Raw genomic sequence first — 17,573 nt, 5'->3', positions numbered from 1 at the left:
CCCATAGGGGAAAGGGAGCAGATCCATGTCAAACAGCGGGGGCAGAGGGGTGGATTTTACCCCGTTTTTATCTGTAAAGGTAAATCCCTTTACATTTGAAAAATCGGCATTCTGAGACCATTTAGAGACCAAATCAGCAAAGGAAGCCTCCCCTTCCCCCATCAGCACCCCATCCAAAAAGGGATGGGCTTCCAACAGTTCTTTGGCGTCAAAAGAGACCTCCGGCCCGCCCAGCACGATGGTGGTAGAGGGGGAAACCTTCTTGAAATTCTCCGCGATCTCCAGCACCAGGTCCACGTTCCACAAGTAGGTGGAAAAGCACAGGAGATCCGGTTTTTGGCGGAACAGCTCCTCCAAAATCAGCTCTGGGCGGTGGTTGATGGTAAATTCGGCGATTTGAGTCTTCTGCTGGTTCACTTGGTTGGAATACCCCGCCAGGTACCGCACCGACAAACTTGTGTGAATATATTTGGCGTTGATCGCCACCAAAAGGCAGTTCATATCCACCCTCCCATTTTTGTTTGCGGGCAATCTTCCCAGCCCACATTCTCGAACTATTGTACTATTGTAACATAAAAACCAGCGGATTTCCACTCTCCCCTCGTTGCCATCCCCCTCATTCTGCGGTATAATAGCCACAGCAAAGCTGTGGCATTCGAAGAATTGCTTGCAGGGCGAGGCCCTTTGCGGCAACAGCCGCACCGCAATTCTTACAGTCTGTGCAGACTTTGCGGTACAATAGCCACAGGCAAAGCTGTGGCATTCGAAGAATTGCTTGCAGGGCGAGGCCCTTTGCGGCAACAGCCGCACCGCAATTCTTTCCGTTTGTGCAGACATTGAGGTACAATAGCCACAGGCAAAGCTGTGGCATTCGAAGAATTGCTTGTAGGGCGAAGCCCTTTGCGGCAACAGCCGCATCGCAATTCTTGCCGTTTGTGCAGACTTTGTGGTATAATGAACCACAGAAAAAGTCGAACGGAGGCCGCCCTATGGACATTCGCCGCAAAAACAAAAAACACCAGCAGCTTTCCATTTTGCTGATGCTGGCCATTGTCGCCGTGGCAGCCGGATGCCTGGCGCTGTTTTTGAGAAGCCCTTCTTCTCCAGAGGCGGCTGTCACCGCCCAGCCAGTTACCGACCCCCAGGCCCTCGACCCCAACCAGGTGGAGATGCAAGATCCGGACTCCTTCTCCCCCAACCAGGAGGGGGAATTCGTCTACACCCTCAACGCCACCCCCTACTTTGCCGCTGGGGACAAGGCGGGGAACCTCCTTCTCCTCAACCACGGCTCCAACGAATACGACATGCAGGTGGATATTGTGCTACCTGGCGAGACGGTGTACCAATCCGGGGTGATCCCAGCAGGGTGCCAGGTGAGCGAGGGGCTATTGAACCGGCCTCTCCCCAAGGGGAAATACCCAGCCACCGCTTTGTTGCACATCCTCGACCCCATGGACGGCGAAATCCTGGGGGAACTGGAACAGCCGGTAACCCTTTACATCGCTACAAATGGATAAAAAAAGCATCCTCCGGGGCATTTCCCGAAGGATGCTTTTTCTGTGCGCGCTTCTAATCGACCACCACATACTGGGTGCTGGCAGTCTCTTTGGTGGCGTATTCGCTGACCTCCAGCACCTTTACCTTGAGGGGCTTGGAGCCCAGGTTGATCTCCAGCACATCCCCGACCTTGACATCATAGGAGGCGCGGGCAGGTTTGCCATTGACCGAGATCCGGCCGGCGTCGCAGGCCTCGTTGGCAATGGTGCGCCGCTTGATCAGCCGGGTCACCTTCAAATATTTATCCAAACGCATATTGTTCCTTCTTTCTATTGGAGATAGGGAATGGTGCCTAAAAGGGCGCCCTCCCCGTTGCGGACCAGCAGGTTTCCCTGGCCGTCCAGCTGGATATCCGGGCTGTAGGGGTAGTTTTTGGAAACATAAGGCGTCCGGATATCGGTGGGGATGTCCCGGATCACCTGGCCGGAAAGGTCATACACCACCAATGAGACCGGGACGGTCTCCTCCGGGAAGTCGTAGCCTGCCTCCCGGCAGAGGGCCAGTGCCAATTGGTGTTTGGCATCCCCTATGCAGGCGATTGCCCACCGGGCCTTGCCGCTTTGATCTGACGGGATGGGGATGTTCTTCTCAATGGGTTGTGCGGTGGCGGCATCATACAGGGACAGAGACCCCAGGTTGTTGACAAAAACCCGCTCCTCCCCGGCAAAAAAGGCAGAAGAAGCTCCCAGAGAGGGTGCCAGATACTCCACTGTTCCCTTTGCGCTGTCATAGAGGGCGTAATTGCCCCACATGGCATCTCCCATGCCGCCCGTTGAGGGGAGATATACCGCCCTTGCACCGCTGGGGGAAGAGCAGACCGGGCCGATCCCTTGCAGGTCAGCGGGGGTGTAAGAGTATTCCACCTGGGCGGTTTGGGCTTCGAAGTCAAAGGCCATGGCCATCCGAAGCTCCCCGGCTTCCAGGCGGAGACGGGGGACGGAAAGTTCCGCCGCATAGCCGGTGATCCATTCTTTACCCCCCTCATAAGCCCCCAAGCTGGGGTCGATGGCCGAGCCATCAAAGAAGAAGCCCAACGTCTTTTCCCCGGGCCTCTCCAAAAGGGCGAGAGCTTCCCCTCCCACCTCCCCCCGGCAGAGGCGAAGATGGCACTCCTCCCCTTCCCAGCGGAAGAAGGTTCCAAAGTTTTCCCGCAATTCTTTGGTGGAGGGATCCCACAGGGCTCTATCCTCCAAAAGCCAGGCCGGCTCCTCCATGGAGATATACTGCATCTGCCCTAGGGGGAGGTATTGGCAGTCGTTTGTCCGGGTCATCCGTTCATATGGGCCAAACAGGGCGCTTTGGGAGCTCTCCGGGTTGGGGATGTGGGTTCTGCCTGTCTCTTTGCCGGAAAGATCCAGGTGGATCAGGGTGTTGGAGTTGTCCTCTCCATCCACCGTCAGCACCAGGTACCCTCCCTGGGGATCATAGGCGGCATCCACCACGGAGCCCTCCTCCGGCGGGATGGAATACAGTATCTGGGGCTCTCCCTCCAGATGGTTTGTGGAGATCAGCTTCACCTGGAAGGCATCTGCCAGCAACAGCTTATCCTCCCCTGCCGGCAGAAAGCCGCAGATGGAAATATACAGATTCTCCCCTGGGTCGCCGGGGATGTCCCCCGCCCTATAGATGCCGGAGGTGAGGAGGGTCGCCTTCTCCCCTTCGGCATTTTGAATGGTCACTGGGCAACGGTATTCCCTTTGGTTTACAAACTCCCCCCGGCCAGCCTGGGCTGTGATGCCCAGGGCGGAAAGGGTTTCCCAATCGCTGCCAGTGGGAAGGGCTGAAGCGATGTTCTCATCCAGCGCTGTCTCCAAAGGGGTGCGGGGCCCCTCGGACGCAGAGCTGGAATTTTCTGCCTCAGAAGATGAGGATGATGCAGGGCCGCTTCGATCCTGGCACCCCGCCAGCAGCAGCGCAGCCAACAAAAGGGCCAACAGCCGGTATTTCATACAGATTCCCTCCTTATACTGGATCTTGTTAGAACCAGCATAACAAAAAACCGGGAATGCGTCAACGCACTCCCGATTTTACAGGGTTTTCTCAAATACTATTTGGAAACAGAATCTTTCAGCGCTTTGCCAGCTTTGAAGCAGGGCAGCTTGGAAGCGGCAATGGTGATCTCCTCTTTGGTGCGGGGATTGATGCCTTTTCTCTCACCGCGCTCTTTAACCTCAAAGGTACCAAAGCCAACCAGAGATACTTTATCGCCAGAAGCCAGGGCTTCGGTGATGGCGTCTACAACAGCGGAAACAGCTTTTTCGCTGTCTTTTTTGGAAAGCTCGGTCTTCTGGGCTACAACATTAATCAATTCTGCTTTTGTCATTTTGGATAAACCTCCGTACTTTTTAAATCGATGGATTTGGGGACTTATGCTGTCTCTTGGCTTCCTCCCACAAGGCGATTATCTCTTGGGGGGATGCCTTTTTCATGTCAACCTTGCGGGAGGCGGCTAGCTCTTCCAGCCTCTCAAACCGGGAAATGAATTTGTCGCAGGAGGTGCCGAGGCACTCTTCCGCATCCACATCCAGATACCGGGACAAATTGGCCGCTGAAAGCAACAGGTCGCCCAATTCCTCACTGGCAGCGGATAGGTCGTTCTGCCGCAGCGCCTCCCGAAGTTCCTCCACCTCGCTGGAAAGGGCCTCCATGGCCCAATTCCCGTCGGGGTAAGCAAAGCCGGATTTTGCCGCGCGCTTCTGCACCTTGGCCGCGCGCATGAGAGAAGGGAACACCTTTGGAACACTCTTGAGAGTATCGGTATAGGTCGTCTGCCCTTTGGTTTTCTTTTTGATTTCATCCCAGTTGTCCAGCACCTCGTCTGTGGTGCCGGCGACAACGTCGCCAAAAATATGGGGATGGCGCTGGATCAGCTTCTGGCAGATGCCGTCGGCCACATCCTCAAAGGAAAATCTGCCGGCTTCCCGCTCCATTTCCGCATGGTAGACCACCTGCAACAGCACGTCGCCCAGTTCCTCTTCCAGAAGGACCGGGTCGCTGTTGTCGATGGCCTCCACCGCTTCGTAGGTCTCCTCGATAAAATTGTTGCGGATGGACTGATGGGTCTGTTCCCGATCCCAGGGGCAGCCATTTTCCCCCCGCAGGATGCGCATGATGGCGAGAAGATCTTCGATGGAATATGTTTCTTTAAACGCGAAATCAACAGACAAAGCGGACACCCCAAGTTTTCCAATTATTCCGGGCAAGCACTAATTATATTACCCCAAAAGAGAGTATTTTTCAAGTATTTTCGAAACTTTTTCTCCCCCTGGCAGCATTAAAACGTCTTCTTTGACAAATCCCTTGGAAAACAGCAAAAACATTAGGTAAAATCCCCCTCCAACCGCCACGGCGGCCAGGGTGGAAAGGCGGCTGGAGAACACCCCGCGGGAGAAAAACCCATAGGCGGCCCAGGCGCAGAGGGCGCAGCCAATCCCGGCGAGGAAGGGCTTGCCAAACGTTTTTCCCCACTCCAAAGCGATGCCGGTTTCCCGGCAGAGGATTCTAAGGCTGACCGAAAGGATCAGCCCATAGCACAAAATAGTCCCCACCGGCGCGCCCTTGATGTTGATTTCCGGCACGGCGATGAGCAGGTAGTTGCAGCCCAGCTTCACAAGGCCCCCGGCCAGGATCATCTTCACCGGCACATCGGCCCGGCCCACCGCCTGGAGCATGCTGTTGACCGGGCTGGCCATGGCCACCAAAATCACCGCCAAGCCCATCCACCGCAGCACTGGGGCGGCGATGGCCGCCTCCGCCGCCCGGGAGGAAAACAAAAGGTTTAAAATCGGCCCGGAAAGGGCGAAAATCCCCAGGCCCGCCGGGATGGCCACCAAGGCGGTGATCCGCAAAATGGACTGGATATTCCGTTTGGTGGCCTGGTAGTTCTTCACCGCCCAAGAGGAGGAGACCGCCGGCAGGGCACTGGTGCCGAAGGTGACGGTCAGTGCCGGCACCAGGTTGAACACCGTCACCGCCAAACCGGTGTAAGAACCATACAGGTAGTTGGGGATCTCAGAAAGGGTCATCCCCTCAGGCAGTAGCCCCCCATACATATTCAAAATTGCCTGGGGGTTTTCTTCTAAGGCAGTGGAAAGCCGGTTCATGATGGAACCCAGGTCAATGAGAGAGGTCAGATTGACCGCCGCGGAGGCCAGACAAACCGGCAATGCCACCGTGAGGAGCATCCGCCCCAGCTCCCTCCGGGAACGGGCCCTGGGGGAAGAGGCCAGCTGCTCCCGAGTGATGCCATCCCGGCAGAAGAACTGCCGCAGCAGCAAAAAGAGACTCCCGCAGGCGGTGCTCACCGAGATGCCTGCCACCGCCCCTGCCGAAGCCACCGGCAGCACCAACCGCTGGGCGTCCTCCAGGGAAGCTGCCGCCTGGCCGTACACTGTGCCATAGGAGGCATATTCCGCCATGCCGTGATGCAGCAGATAGGTGGCAAAGGCAATGCCGAACACCAGCCGGGCCACCGCTTCCACCACCTGGGAAAGGGCGGTTGGGGTCATGTTGCGAAGGCCCTCATTGTATCCCCGGAAAGCGGAGGTGAAGCACCCGAAGAAGACCGCCGGGCCCATCACCGCCACCGCCAAGGCAGCACCAGGGTTGCCCACCGCCTGGGAGAAGGACCTTGCCCCCAGCACCATGGCGATGCAGCCCAAGGTACCCGTAGCTAGGAAGAGACACAGGGAAAGCCGGAACACCCGTTTGGCGTCCTGGCAGCGGCCCCGTGCCACGCTCTCCGACACCAGTTTGGACACTGCCACCGGCAGGCCCGCCGTAGCTAGGGCATACAGTGGGTTGAACAGGCTGTATGCCGTCATAAAGTACCCCATTCCCCCGCCGCCTAAAATATTGGCCAAGGGGATTTTAAACAGCGCGCCAATCACCTTGACCACCACAGTGGCGGCCATCAAAATCAGCGCTCCCTCCAAGACCGACTGCCGGTTTTGTTTTTTCAGGGCTTTCTCCCCCTTTGTTCCATTCTTCATCCTATCCTATTGGAAAAGCCGCTGGGATAGTACCGTTTTCCCCGGTGAGGGAGCGCATACCGCTCCCTTTCCCCAGCCGAGAAATTCCATAGAATTTAGTATAAAGGAAAAGGTGGCCTATATGCCACCTTTTCCCAAATAATTCATGGAATTTTTACCAGATGCCCGATTTCTCCCCTAGACGTTGAAGAGGATTTCGCTGTAGGTGGGGATGGGCCAGAACCGGCTGTCTACCATCGACTCCAGGCGGTCGGTGACCACCCGCAGGTCGTTCATGGCGGGCAAGATCTCCCCGGCGCAGAAGGCGGCACAGGCTTCGTGGTCCTTCTTCATACCATCCGCCCGTCCGATCTTGTCGGTGAGCAGGACGATGTCCTCATCCATCGAATCCAGGAGGGAGATGAGGCAGTCCAGCTTATCCTGCTGGGAGCGGGAGGCCTTGCCGATATCCCCCAGGGCCTTCACCGCCTGGGCGGCCTCGGTCAGGTACCGGCTGATGGCTGGGTACAGCTGGGTGCGGGCCATCTCCGCCATGGTGCGGGCCTCAATGAGGATGCGGCGGGTGTAGATGTCCAGCATGATGTCATAACGGGCGGCCATCTCCTGGCGGTCATAGACATCGTATTTGTCAAATAACTCTACCACTTCGGGGCGGATCAGCTCCTTGGCGGCCTCCACAGTGTTTTTCAGGTTGGGCAGGCCCCGGCGGGCCGCCTCCTCCATCCACTCCTGGGAGTAGCCGTTGCCGTTGAAGATTACCCGGCTGTGGTTCTCATATACGTCGGCAATGATCCGCTGAATCTCCCCGTCAAAGTCCTCCGCCCCCTCCAGGCGGGTGGCGAACTCATCCAGGGTCTCGGCCACAATGGTGTTGAGGATGGTGTTGGCCCAGGAGATGGTCTGGGAGGAACCCAGCATCCGGAATTCAAACTTATTGCCGGTGAAGGCAAAGGGGCTGGTGCGGTTGCGGTCGCAGGAGTCGGCGTACATCTGGGGCATGGTGGGAACGCCAAAGTCCAGCATCCGCTTGGATTCCTCCCCGTGTTCCGCCTGGCAGGCGATGTTTTTCAGGATGTCAGACAGCGGCTCGCCCAGGCAGATAGAGATCACCGCAGGAGGGGCCTCGTACCCACCCAGCCGGTGGTCGTTGCTGGCACTGGCAGCGGACACCCGCAGCAGGCCGGCGTGCTTGTCGATGGCCTGGATCACCGCGCAGAGGAACACCACAAATTTAGCGTTGTCATAGGGGTTGTCACCGGGCTCTAACAGGTTTTGGCCGTTGTCGGTGGTGATGGACCAGTTGTTGTGCTTACCCGAGCCGTTGATGTATTCAAAAGGTTTTTCATGGAGAAGGCAGGCCAAGTTGTGTTTGAGGGCCACCCGCTGCAGGGTCTCCATAATTAGCTGGTTCTGGTCAGCGGAGATGTTTTCCACCGAGAAAATGGGGGCCAGCTCATGCTGGCAGGGGGCGGCTTCGTTGTGCTTTGTCTTGGCAGAGACGCCCATCTTCCACAGGGCCTCGTCGATCTCCTTCATAAAGCCGGCCACCTGCTCATTTAAGCCGGCGTAGTAGTGGTCGCTCATCTCCTGGGTCTTGCTGGGCTTGGCGCCGAACAAGGTGCGCCCGGTTAGGACCAAATCCTTGCGCTGGCGGTAGTGGTCCAGGTCGATGAGGAAATACTCCTGCTCCGCGCCCACGGAAGTATGTACCTGTTTGACATCGTGGTCGCCAAACAGCCGGCAGAGGCGCAGCGCATGCTTATTGAGGGCCTTGACCGACCGCAGCAGCGGGGTCTTCTCGTCCAGGGCCTCGCCGCTCCAGGCGCAGAAGGCGGTGGGGATGCACAGGGTTACCCCGGCCCGGTCCTCCTTCAAAAAGGCGGGAGAGGTGGGGTCCCACATGGTATAGCCCCGGGCTTCAAACACCGCCCGCAATCCGCCGGAGGGGAAGCTGGAGGCGTCCGACTCGCCTTTGATCAGCATTTTGCCGGAGAACTCCATAATAGCGCCGCCGTTGTCGATGGGCGAGATAAAGGATTCGTGCTTCTCCGCGGTGAACCCGTTGAGAGGCTGGAACCAATGGGTGTAATGGGTCGCCCCTTTGGAGATGGCCCAATCCTTCATGGCGTTGGCCACCACTTCAGCGATTTTGGCAGTGAGGGGCAGGCCCTCCCCTACGCACTGTTTCAAGGCGCGGTAGGTCTCCTTGGGCAGGCGCTCCCGCATCACCCGGTCGTCAAACACATTTTCGCCGAAATACTCCACAGGGTTTCTGGTTTTTGTCTCAAGACTCATGCTATGCACCTCACAAAAATAGAAAAAAGGGGGCTTTTGCACCCCCTTTTTTTAAAATTACTGGTTGTCCTCCTGGGTACCGGACAGCTCCTCCTCGGTCGCCTTTGCCGGGGAAGCAGACTCTTTTGCAGCTTCCTCCACAGGTGCCTGCACCGTCACCGGCGAGGTGTACTCCACCTGGTTCAGGGCGCTGCCGCATCTGGCGCAGTAGAGTGACCCCTCCGGGTTCTCCGCGCCGCAGCTCATGCATTTGACGGTGTTTTTGGCCTCGTTGATCTTGACGTTAAGGTCGGAAAGCTCGACCAGCAGGCCGTCAATCTCCGAGACGCACAGGGCGATGAGGTCGTTGTTGTCCGCACCGGTTTTCTCCTGTTCATATACCACGCTGCCCAGGCGCTCATAGGCCTTCTGGATGTCGGAATTGATCTGAACAGCTTCCAGTTTCAGCTTGGACACTTCCACCAGCTCGCCGGTTTTTTTGCCAGCCGCGTTGGCGACTGTCTTTGCCTTGAGTAACAGGTCGTCGAATCTGCTCATGGGATGCTCCTTTCCGCCGGTCAGGCCGGCGCGGCCTTATTGTATCCGCGGCCACCGCGGGTGCATTGCTTTAGCCCCCTAGGGGAGCGGGTCGTGCAGCGGGGATTTCTTCTCCAATCATCGCTCTGCGATTATGATACCCCAAAGTCTGCATAAATGGGAAAAATCCTGATGCCGCTTTGCGGCGGGAGGGCCTATGGCCCGAGAAGGATTTCTTCCCCAATAATCGCTCTGCGATTATTGTAGCACGTTTTCCCTCATTTGTAATGGTGGCATTTTGTCAGAAATTCTTAGCCCGCAAACTCGCGGAATAGTGAATCCTGTGGAATCAGGTCGGTATCCAGCTGGGGAAACTGCTCCAACGCCTCACACAGCTCGCTGATGGGCTCGTAGAAGGGGCTGTCGCACCCCACTTCCCGCAAAATGGGAAGCAGGTAGTGGCGGAAAGCAGCAGGTTCATACTCCAGTGCGCTGTCCACAAACCCATCGGCAAACTCCCGATAAGGCTCCAGGCTTTCCCGCTCCTCCGAAAGGACATGGTCCCAGCGGCCCAATGTGTTGAAGATGGAATAGTTGCGGAAGTTCCGGTCCCGCAGCATCCGGCGCATCAGGCGGATGTTCTTTGGAGTCAACAGGGTCTGCCCTTTGTCATCCACAAACTGGGAATCCACATGGACATACAGCCGGAAAAGATTCTCCGATGGCAAGTTGATGGACACCCGGGGATTCATTGTGTGGATGCCCTCCACCACCACGACCCCACCTTCCGGCAAGATGGATTCTTCCTTATTCATTGAGCGGGTTACAGTGACAAAATCGAACTTGGGCAGGCGGGTTTTCCCTTCCCCCAGCAGCTGGGCCATACAATGGTCAAATAGTTCGATATCCAGGGCTTCAAAGGATTCAAAATTCTCGGTTCCGTCGGGGAGCAGCGGGTAATGGCCCAGGTAAAAATCATCCATGGAGACGGTCAGGGCCGGGGTGCCCAGCTCGGTGATCATCTGGGAGAGATCCCGGGCGACAGTAGTCTTGCCAGAGGCCGAGGGACCGGCCAGCAACACTACCCGGCGCTGGGCAGGACGCTGTAAAATGGCCTGGGCCACTGTGCGCAGCTGGTCCTGGTACCGCTGGTGGGTGCGCTCCACCAACTGCTGGGGAGCGGTTTGTGCCAGCTGGTTTACCGAGGCGATGGAGAGGGCTGCCGGTTGATTAGAATGGGTATGTTTCATAGAATTTGGTCACCTCGTCCTTTCTTGCAATGACTTGATCAAAGCGGCTGAGATATTCGTATGGGAATTTAAAATTGAATACCCGCTGGATTTTGGAGCCTCCGGGTTCCCGCAGTTTGGTCACCCCGCCGGCCCCCACCGCAAGGATGGAATGGGTCTCATCCATGATGTAAACGTTGTACAGCCCCTCCTGCCCCGGGCGGCAGTAGCCCACGTTTTCCAGATTGTCCATCGTGTTCTTCTGCCGGTAGAGGTAGTAGGGATGGTAGTCGTGCTGGGCCAGTACCCGCTGGGAGTAGTCCACCATATCGCTGACCAGGCTGCCATGGCGCAAGAACTCGGGGTCCACTTTGGCCAGGTCCGCCGCCCGCTTCACCGAAAGGCTGTGGACGGTGATGTTTTCCGGCCCAAGGGCGATGAGGCCGTCTACACTGCGCCGGAAGCTGTCCAGGGTGTCCCCAGGCAGGCCGGCGATCAAATCCATGTTGATGCAGTCGATGCCCACTTCCCGGGCCATGTGGAATTTGTCGATGACGTCCTTCGCCGTGTGGCGGCGGCCCACTGCCTCCAGCACCTGGTCGTTGAGGGTCTGGGGGTTGATGCTGATGCGGGTGACATCGGAATTCTTGATCACCTGGAGCTTTTCCAGGGTGATGGTGTCCGGCCGGCCCGCTTCGATGGTGTATTCCTCCAGGTGGGAGAAATCGAACTCCTCTTTGATCACGTCGATGAGCAGCTGTAGCTGTTCCGCCGTCAGGGTGGTGGGGGTACCCCCACCGAAATACACCGTCTTGAGCTTGATCCCGATTTGATCCACCAGCTTGGCGGTGTACCGCAGCTCCTCCACCAGGCGGGAGACATATTCGGGCATCAGCTTTTTGGCCCGGTCGATGGAATGGGAGACAAAGGAACAGTAATGGCACCGGCTGGGGCAGAACGGGATGGATATGTACAGGCTGAAGCTGTCCCTGGTGGAGCGGGACAGCACCTTCTGCTCGTTTTTCTGGGTCTGTATGGCAAGGTCCAGCTTGCCGGGGCTCAGGAGCATCTCCTGGGTGAACAGCCGGCGGATCTCCTCCTCGGTCATGCCGTCGGCCACGCACTGGTGGAACAGCTTGATGGGCCGGATCCCGGTTAGGATCCCCCATTTGGGCGCCCGGCCGGTGGCGGCAGACAGGAGGCGGTATACCATCCGCCCAAAGTCCCGTTCGCACTGGCGGTCATAATCCGGGGCATCCAAGGGGATCTCCATCCCTTCCTCCGCCGAGGTCCCCCCCACCGAGGCGCGGACAAACAGCTGCCCTATTCCCTCCCCTTCCCGCAGGCGGGTGTACAGATAATCCCCGTCCTGCTGGGAAAGGTCGGTTGTGGTGGTGATTTTCTCCCCTGGGAAGAACATCATGGTCAGGCACTCCATCTCATAATGGTGCTTGTGCCCATCTACTAGTACGATCAAGGTAAGACCCCCCGTTGATTGATTCAAAAGGCTATTTGCCGATGTAGGGATTGGTTTGGCGCTCCTCTTCCAGAGTGGTCAGCTTGCTGTGGCCAGGAAAGACCGAGTAATCCCCAGGGAGGGAGGCCAGCCGGTTGACCGAATCCACAATAGCTTCGTAACTGCCACCGTACAGGTCGGTGCGGCCCACGGTGCCACAGAAGAGGGTGTCCCCGGTGAAGAGAGCGTCGCCGCACACGAGGGAGATGCCGCCTTTGGTGTGGCCGGGGGTGGCGATCACCTGGAAGGTGAGCTCGTCCAGGGTGATAGTGTCCCCGTCCTTGAGGAGGACATCCGCCGCCAGGCCGTCGTAATTGCCGGACTTGGCATAGCTGGGCGGGGCCATGCACTTTTTAAAGTCGTGGAACATCTCCTCGTCTTCCCCGCTGATGCAGACCTTGGCCTGGGGGAATTTCTCCTTCACCGCCTTGACGGCGCCAGTGTGGTCGTAATGCCCATGGGTGAGGACGATGTACTGGGGGGTGAGGCCGTATTCCTCAATCTCGCCCAAAATCTTCTCCCCGTTTGCGCCGGGGTCGATGACTGCGCAGTTCTTCTTCTCCGATGCGGCTAGGTAACAGTTGGTTTCAATGGTTCCAACGACGACGACATAAACATCCATTGGCTTTCTCTCCATTTCTGCTGTTTTCCAATCTCCCGATGATTTTGTCCCGGGGGAGGGTTACTTTTTCGGCATGATTTCGGCGGTGTCCAGAATCAAGGTGACCGGCCCGTCGTTGACGAGGGCCACCTTCATATCCGCCCCAAACTGGCCGGTGGCCACCTTGGGCACTCCGGCGTCCTGGATGCAACGGACAAAATACTGATACAGCGGGTCGGCGATCTCCGGCCGGGCGGCGTCGGTGTAGGAGGGGCGCCGCCCTTTTTTGCAGTCCCCATATAAGGTGAACTGAGAGACCACCAGCATCTCCCCGCCCACGTCCATGAGGGAGAGGTTCATCTTGTCCTCGTTGTCGGTAAAGATCCGCAGGTTGACCACCTTGTCGGCCAGCCAGGCGGCCTCTTTCTCCCCATCCTGGGGGCAGACCCCCAAAAGGAGCAGGATGCCGTGGCCAATCTCGCCCACAACCTGCCCGTCGATGGTCACCGAGGCCTCGGTGACCCGCTGAATCACTGCTTTCATTGCGTACCTCCTGCTGTTATTGATAGGACCGCTGCACCGAAACTACCCCGTTGATCTTGCACAGGTTCGCCACGATGGTGCGAAGCTGGTCCAGATCGCTGATGCCCAGGGTAATTTGGATGCTGGTCTGGTTGTCTTTCAATTCCTTGGCCATCAAAGCGTGGATGGGCACATGCATGTTGCTCAGAGTGATGCTCACGTCCGCCAAAAGGCTGTTGCGGTCACTGGCCAAGATGTCGATAGTGGACTTAAAGCTCTCCTTGGTGGCGTTCTGGGCCCATTCTGCGCTGACCCAACGCTCCCGCTGGGAGGTGTCCTCCAAGGCCTTCTCCACGTTGATGCAATCCCGCTTGTGGATGGAAACCCCATAGCCCCGGGTGACAAAGCCGATGATCTCGTCCCCGGGCAGAGGGTTGCAGCACTTGGCAAACTTGACCAAGCAGCCGTCCAGCCCCTCCACGATGACCCCGCTGGAAGCCTTCTGCTTTTTGGGCTTCTGAAGGATCTTCTCCGGGCTGACCGGTTCCTGGGGCCGGTACTGCCGGTTGTAATCATCCTTGATGCGGGGCATGATCCGGGAAAGAGAGATCCCCCCATACCCCACCGCCGCCATAAAGTCGTCCAAGGTGTAGAAGTGCTGACGCTTGGCAATGTCAGTGAGGAACTCCTGCATCTTGTCGTCGGGGAGGCTGATGAAATTGCGCTTGAATTCCCGCTCAATCTCCTCACGGCCTTCCAGGATGTTCTCCTCACGCCGCTCTTTTTTAAACCAGCTGCGGATCTTGGTCTTGGCTTCGCTGGTCTTGACCATCTTAAGCCAGTCCCGGCTGGGGCCGTTGCCCTTGGCATTGGAGGTGATGACCTCCACAATCATGCCGGTTTTCACCTCAAAATCCAGGGAGACCATCCGGCCATCCACCTTGGCGCCCACCATCCGGTTGCCCACCTCGCTGTGGATAGCGTAGGCGAAATCGATGACGGTGGAGCCGGTTGGAAGGCGGATGACATCCCCTTTGGGGGTGAAGACAAACACCTCTTCAGGGGCGATGTCGGTCTTGATGGACCGGACAATCTCCTCCACGTCCTCGCTCTCCTTCTGGGCTTCCAGCAGCTGCCGCACCCAGGAGAGGCGCTCCTCCAGCTTATCCTTGCCACTCAGGCCCGCCTTGTACTTCCAGTGGGCTGCGATGCCGTATTCCGCGGTGTGGTGCATATCCCAGGTGCGGATCTGGATTTCAAAGGGGATGCCCTCTTTGTCCAGCACGGTGGTGTGCAACGACTGGTACATGTTGTTTTTAGGGGTGGAGATGTAGTCCTTAAACCGGTTGGGGATGGGCCGGAACATATCGTGCATGATGCCCAAGAGGTTGTAGCACTCAATGACCGTGTCCACAATGAGCCGCACCGCGTAGATGTCGTAGATCTCGTCAAAGGCCCGGCCCTGCATATACACCTTGCGGTAGATGCCGTAGATGCTCTTGACCCGGCCTTCCAAGTGGATGCCCTCCAGCCCTTCCTCCTGTAGGCGCCTGGTGATCTTTTCCTGGATGTGTTCCAAGAACTTCTGCCGCTCATCTTTGCGCAGCTCCAGTTGGTTTTCAATCTCATTGTAAGCCACTGGGTCCAGGAATTTCAGCGCCCGATCCTCCAGCTCCTCCTTGACCGCCTTGATGCCCAGACGGTGGGCCAAGGGAGCGTACACCTCCATGGTCTCCAGGGCCTTATCCCGCTGTTTTTGGGGGCGCATGGCCGAAAGGGTCCGCATATTGTGGAGCCGGTCGGCCAATTTTATGATGATGACCCGCACATCCTGGGCCATAGCCAGCAGCATTTTGCGGACGTTCTCCGCCTGCTGTTCCTCCCGGGAGGAGAAGGGGATCTTGCCCAGCTTGGTGACCCCACCCACCAAAAGGCCGACATCTTTCCCAAACTGCTTTTCAATCTGCTCCATAGGCACCTGGGTGTCCTCCACCACGTCGTGGAGCAGGGCGGCCACGATGCTGTCGGTATCCATGCCCAATTCTACAAGGATGATGGCCACCGCCAGCGGGTGGGTGATGTACGGTTCCCCAGAGACCCGCTTTTGATCGGCGTGGGCTGTATCGGCCAGTTCAAAGGCCGCCGTGATCTTGGGCACATCGTAAGCTTTACCGCTTTCTTTAATTTTTGCGAGCAGATCATCCATGGTATAGATCGTCATGTTATCACCAGCTATCCTTGTAGGTTCTTGAGAATTGCCGAGGAACCAAGGTCCACCTTCCCGCTGGCAGGCGCCAGGGAGAGGGTGCCGTCTCCCCGCCGGTCGACGAGGCCCAGTTCCTCCAATATATCCAAAATAATCCGCATTTTACAGTAGTTGATCTCCTTGGAGACCAACCGGCTGTACAGCAGGTCATAATCCAAAATCAAGTTCCGCTGTCCCCGCACATAGCGGTAGACTACCGCCACATCCTCCCGGGATGGGGTGACATGGCGCTTCTCAATGGGCAGTTCCTCCCCCCGGCGGTAGGCGTCATAAAAGGCCCTGCCGTTGCAGAGTTTCTTCTGGTTGAGGGAGGAGAGCCGGATATCCTTGATCTTCACCGACAAACGGCACTCTCCATTATAGTAGTTTCTGTCAATGGTTGCAACAAAATCCAACACATCCCCCACTTGGTAGGGGAATTTTTCCGGCGCCATGCCAAAGTACACCGCAAACACCCCATTCCCATCCTTGGAGAGCCGCAGGCGCAGGTGTTTGCCGCCCCCCATGGGGATGACCTGCTCCAGCCGCAGACGGGAAAGGGCGAACAGGGGGTACTCGTTGCCCGAACCGAAGGGCTCCAGGCAGGAGAGGCCGGCGAACTCCCCCACTGTTAGACGGGAGGGGTCCAGTACCCGGTCCACATGGAGGGCGTAGGGGGGCATCAAGGGGCACATCTCCCTTGCCTGCTCCTCGATGGCCGCGGCAAAGGCGGGGATGTCCTTTGCCGCCAGGGAAAGGCCCGCCGCCATGGTGTGGCCGCCGTACCGCAATAGGTGTTCCTTACACCCGGCGATGGCGCCGATGAGGGAGAACCCCTCCACGCTGCGGCCGGAGCCCCGTGCCTCCTCCCCTTCCTCAGCGATGAGGATGCAGGGCTTGCCGTGCTTTTCCACCAGCCGGGCGCAGACGATGCCGATCACCCCGTGGTGCCAGCCTTTGCCGCTCAGCACCAGCACCCGTCGGTAGAGAAGCTGGGGATTGCGGGCGAGGAGGCTTTCCGCCTCCCGCAAAATGCCCTGCTCAATTTCCTTGCGGGTGCGGTTGTCTTCCTCCAGCTGCTGGGCCAGGGCCGCTGCCTCTTCCGGGTCGTCAGTGAGCAAAAGGCGCAGAGCCGCTTCGGTCTCCCCCAACCGTCCCGCCGCATTGATGCGGGGCACCAAGCCAAAGGCCACCGAGGTTGCGGTGATGGTCCGGGGGGCGATGCCCGCCACCTCCAGCAGCGCCTGAATCCCGGGGCGCTCGCTCTCCCCCAGCCGGGAAAGCCCTCGTTTTACCAGGGCGCGGCATTGGCCGGTCAGCTCCATCACGTCGCCGATGAGGCCGATGGTCACCAGGTCGCCGTAATAGTCCAGCATCTCGCCGCCGTCGTCCCCTTCCAGGGCGCAGATCAGCTGGAAGGCCACTCCCACCCCGGACAGGTTGTGGGCTCCGCTGGGGCAGTCCGCCCGGTGGGGGTCCACAACGGCAACGGCGGGGGGAAGCTCCTCTGGGGGCTGGTGGTGATCGGTGACCACCACGTCAATGCCCAAAGAGGCGGCGTAGGCGATCTCCTCTTTTGCGGAGATGCCGTTGTCCACCGTGATGATCAGCGAGACATCTTGTTCTGCCAAGCGGTCCACCGCCCCGCAGTTCATGCCGTAGCCCTCCCCTTCCCGGTCGGGGATGTAATAGAGGACATCCGCCCCCACCGTCTCCAAATAGCTGTAGAGAAGGGCGGTGGAGGTGACCCCGTCGCAGTCGTAGTCCCCGTAGACGGCGATCCGCTCAAAGTTTTCGATAGCGGCCGAGACCCGCTCCACCGCTTTGTCCATATCCCGGAAGGAAAAAGGGTCGCCAAAGGCGGCGTCCTCCTGCAAAAATGCCTGGGCTTTTTCCGGGGTGTCATATCCCCGGGCACAGAGCACCTCCCCCGCCAGGGCAGGCAGGCCCAGCTCCTCACACAGCCGCTGGGGAGCCGCCGGATCGATGGTTCGAATGTCCCAGTACTTGATTGCCACAGTTTCCTCCCACGCCCTTGGGGGCGGTTTCTTCTAAATTCGCTCAATCCCAAGTAAAACTTGGTGTTTATCTATTTATTTTA

General features: G+C 58.1%; 15 protein-coding genes. 1 reads left to right on the top strand and 14 read right to left on the bottom strand.

From position 1 onward, the window contains the following. On the bottom strand, window positions 1-501 hold a 501-nt coding region (locus BQ5353_RS13125; protein WP_204211315.1), incomplete at its 3' end, for a B12-binding domain-containing radical SAM protein. 488 nt (window positions 502-989) lie between these two features. Here BQ5353_RS13125 and BQ5353_RS12050 point away from each other — a divergent pair. Next, a complete protein-coding gene (locus BQ5353_RS12050) occupies window positions 990-1,517 on the top strand; it encodes a hypothetical protein (protein ID WP_071428348.1) in 528 nt (175 codons plus the stop codon). A gap of 52 nt (window positions 1,518-1,569) precedes the next feature. Here the strand turns inward: BQ5353_RS12050 and BQ5353_RS12045 are convergent, their stop codons facing one another. The 13 genes from BQ5353_RS12045 to recJ all read right to left on the bottom strand — a co-directional run bounded on the left by BQ5353_RS12045 (window position 1,570) and on the right by recJ (window position 17,490). Then, window positions 1,570-1,812, bottom strand: coding sequence for an RNA-binding S4 domain-containing protein (locus BQ5353_RS12045; RefSeq protein WP_054332318.1), 243 nt, complete (start codon window positions 1,810-1,812; stop codon window positions 1,570-1,572). Between the two features lie 14 nt (window positions 1,813-1,826). Beyond that, window positions 1,827-3,506, bottom strand: a complete 1,680-nt coding sequence (locus BQ5353_RS12040; RefSeq protein ID WP_054332317.1) for a hypothetical protein — start codon at window positions 3,504-3,506, stop codon at window positions 1,827-1,829. 98 nt (window positions 3,507-3,604) lie between these two features. Beyond that, window positions 3,605-3,880: an HU family DNA-binding protein gene (locus BQ5353_RS12035; RefSeq protein ID WP_054332316.1), complete on the bottom strand. Its 276-nt coding sequence runs from the start codon at window positions 3,878-3,880 to the stop codon at window positions 3,605-3,607. Window positions 3,881-3,902: 22 nt separating this feature from the next. Continuing rightward, on the bottom strand, window positions 3,903-4,724 hold the full coding sequence (gene mazG / locus BQ5353_RS12030; RefSeq protein ID WP_267888289.1) for a nucleoside triphosphate pyrophosphohydrolase: 822 nt from the start codon (window positions 4,722-4,724) through the stop codon (window positions 3,903-3,905). A 48-nt stretch (window positions 4,725-4,772) separates the two neighbouring features. After that, window positions 4,773-6,548, bottom strand: coding sequence for a putative polysaccharide biosynthesis protein (locus BQ5353_RS12025; RefSeq protein ID WP_071428347.1), 1,776 nt, complete (start codon window positions 6,546-6,548; stop codon window positions 4,773-4,775). 177 nt (window positions 6,549-6,725) lie between these two features. Further along, window positions 6,726-8,843, bottom strand: coding sequence for a glutamine synthetase III family protein (locus tag BQ5353_RS12020; RefSeq protein ID WP_054332314.1), 2,118 nt, complete (start codon window positions 8,841-8,843; stop codon window positions 6,726-6,728). Window positions 8,844-8,900: 57 nt separating this feature from the next. Continuing rightward, window positions 8,901-9,380: a zinc-ribbon domain-containing protein gene (locus BQ5353_RS12015; RefSeq protein ID WP_071428346.1), complete on the bottom strand. Its 480-nt coding sequence runs from the start codon at window positions 9,378-9,380 to the stop codon at window positions 8,901-8,903. 290 nt (window positions 9,381-9,670) lie between these two features. Next, the gene (locus BQ5353_RS12010; RefSeq protein WP_071428345.1) at window positions 9,671-10,609 is read right to left on the bottom strand and encodes a uridine kinase family protein; all 939 of its coding nucleotides are present in this window, start codon (window positions 10,607-10,609) and stop codon (window positions 9,671-9,673) included. Next, window positions 10,590-12,065: a coproporphyrinogen dehydrogenase HemZ gene (gene hemZ / locus BQ5353_RS12005; protein ID WP_071428344.1), complete on the bottom strand. Its 1,476-nt coding sequence runs from the start codon at window positions 12,063-12,065 to the stop codon at window positions 10,590-10,592. The genes BQ5353_RS12010 and hemZ overlap by 20 nt, the downstream gene beginning before the upstream one ends. A gap of 31 nt (window positions 12,066-12,096) precedes the next feature. After that, window positions 12,097-12,726, bottom strand: coding sequence for an MBL fold metallo-hydrolase (locus BQ5353_RS12000; protein WP_054332310.1), 630 nt, complete (start codon window positions 12,724-12,726; stop codon window positions 12,097-12,099). A 60-nt stretch (window positions 12,727-12,786) separates the two neighbouring features. Further along, window positions 12,787-13,248, bottom strand: a complete 462-nt coding sequence (gene dtd, locus BQ5353_RS11995; RefSeq protein WP_071428343.1) for a D-aminoacyl-tRNA deacylase — start codon at window positions 13,246-13,248, stop codon at window positions 12,787-12,789. Between the two features lie 16 nt (window positions 13,249-13,264). Further along, complete coding sequence (locus BQ5353_RS11990; protein WP_071428342.1) at window positions 13,265-15,448, bottom strand: RelA/SpoT family protein; 2,184 nt, start codon at window positions 15,446-15,448, stop codon at window positions 13,265-13,267. 11 nt (window positions 15,449-15,459) lie between these two features. Continuing rightward, entirely contained in the window at window positions 15,460-17,490 is a 2,031-nt protein-coding gene (recJ, locus tag BQ5353_RS11985) for a single-stranded-DNA-specific exonuclease RecJ (RefSeq protein WP_071428341.1), read from the bottom strand. Window positions 17,491-17,573: the final 83 nt, after the last annotated feature.

It is taken from the genome of Merdimmobilis hominis, assembly GCF_900104615.1.
GTDB lineage: Bacteria > Bacillota > Clostridia > Oscillospirales > Ruminococcaceae > Merdimmobilis > Merdimmobilis hominis.
The sequence above is the reverse complement of the archived record's forward strand: the minus strand, read 5'-3'. Positions and strand labels throughout refer to the sequence as shown.

Coding starts and splice junctions, on each gene's coding strand:
- BQ5353_RS12050 (WP_071428348.1), top strand. CDS start 990: ATGGACATTCGCCGCAAAAACAAAAAACACCAGCAGCTTTCCATTTTG.
- BQ5353_RS12045 (WP_054332318.1), bottom strand. CDS start 1,812: ATGCGTTTGGATAAATATTTGAAGGTGACCCGGCTGATCAAGCGGCGC.
- BQ5353_RS12040 (WP_054332317.1), bottom strand. CDS start 3,506: ATGAAATACCGGCTGTTGGCCCTTTTGTTGGCTGCGCTGCTGCTGGCG.
- BQ5353_RS12035 (WP_054332316.1), bottom strand. CDS start 3,880: ATGACAAAAGCAGAATTGATTAATGTTGTAGCCCAGAAGACCGAGCTT.
- BQ5353_RS12025 (WP_071428347.1), bottom strand. CDS start 6,548: ATGAAGAATGGAACAAAGGGGGAGAAAGCCCTGAAAAAACAAAACCGG.
- BQ5353_RS12020 (WP_054332314.1), bottom strand. CDS start 8,843: ATGAGTCTTGAGACAAAAACCAGAAACCCTGTGGAGTATTTCGGCGAA.
- BQ5353_RS12015 (WP_071428346.1), bottom strand. CDS start 9,380: ATGAGCAGATTCGACGACCTGTTACTCAAGGCAAAGACAGTCGCCAAC.
- BQ5353_RS12010 (WP_071428345.1), bottom strand. CDS start 10,609: ATGAAACATACCCATTCTAATCAACCGGCAGCCCTCTCCATCGCCTCG.
- BQ5353_RS12000 (WP_054332310.1), bottom strand. CDS start 12,726: ATGGATGTTTATGTCGTCGTCGTTGGAACCATTGAAACCAACTGTTAC.
- dtd (WP_071428343.1), bottom strand. CDS start 13,248: ATGAAAGCAGTGATTCAGCGGGTCACCGAGGCCTCGGTGACCATCGAC.
- BQ5353_RS11990 (WP_071428342.1), bottom strand. CDS start 15,448: ATGACGATCTATACCATGGATGATCTGCTCGCAAAAATTAAAGAAAGC.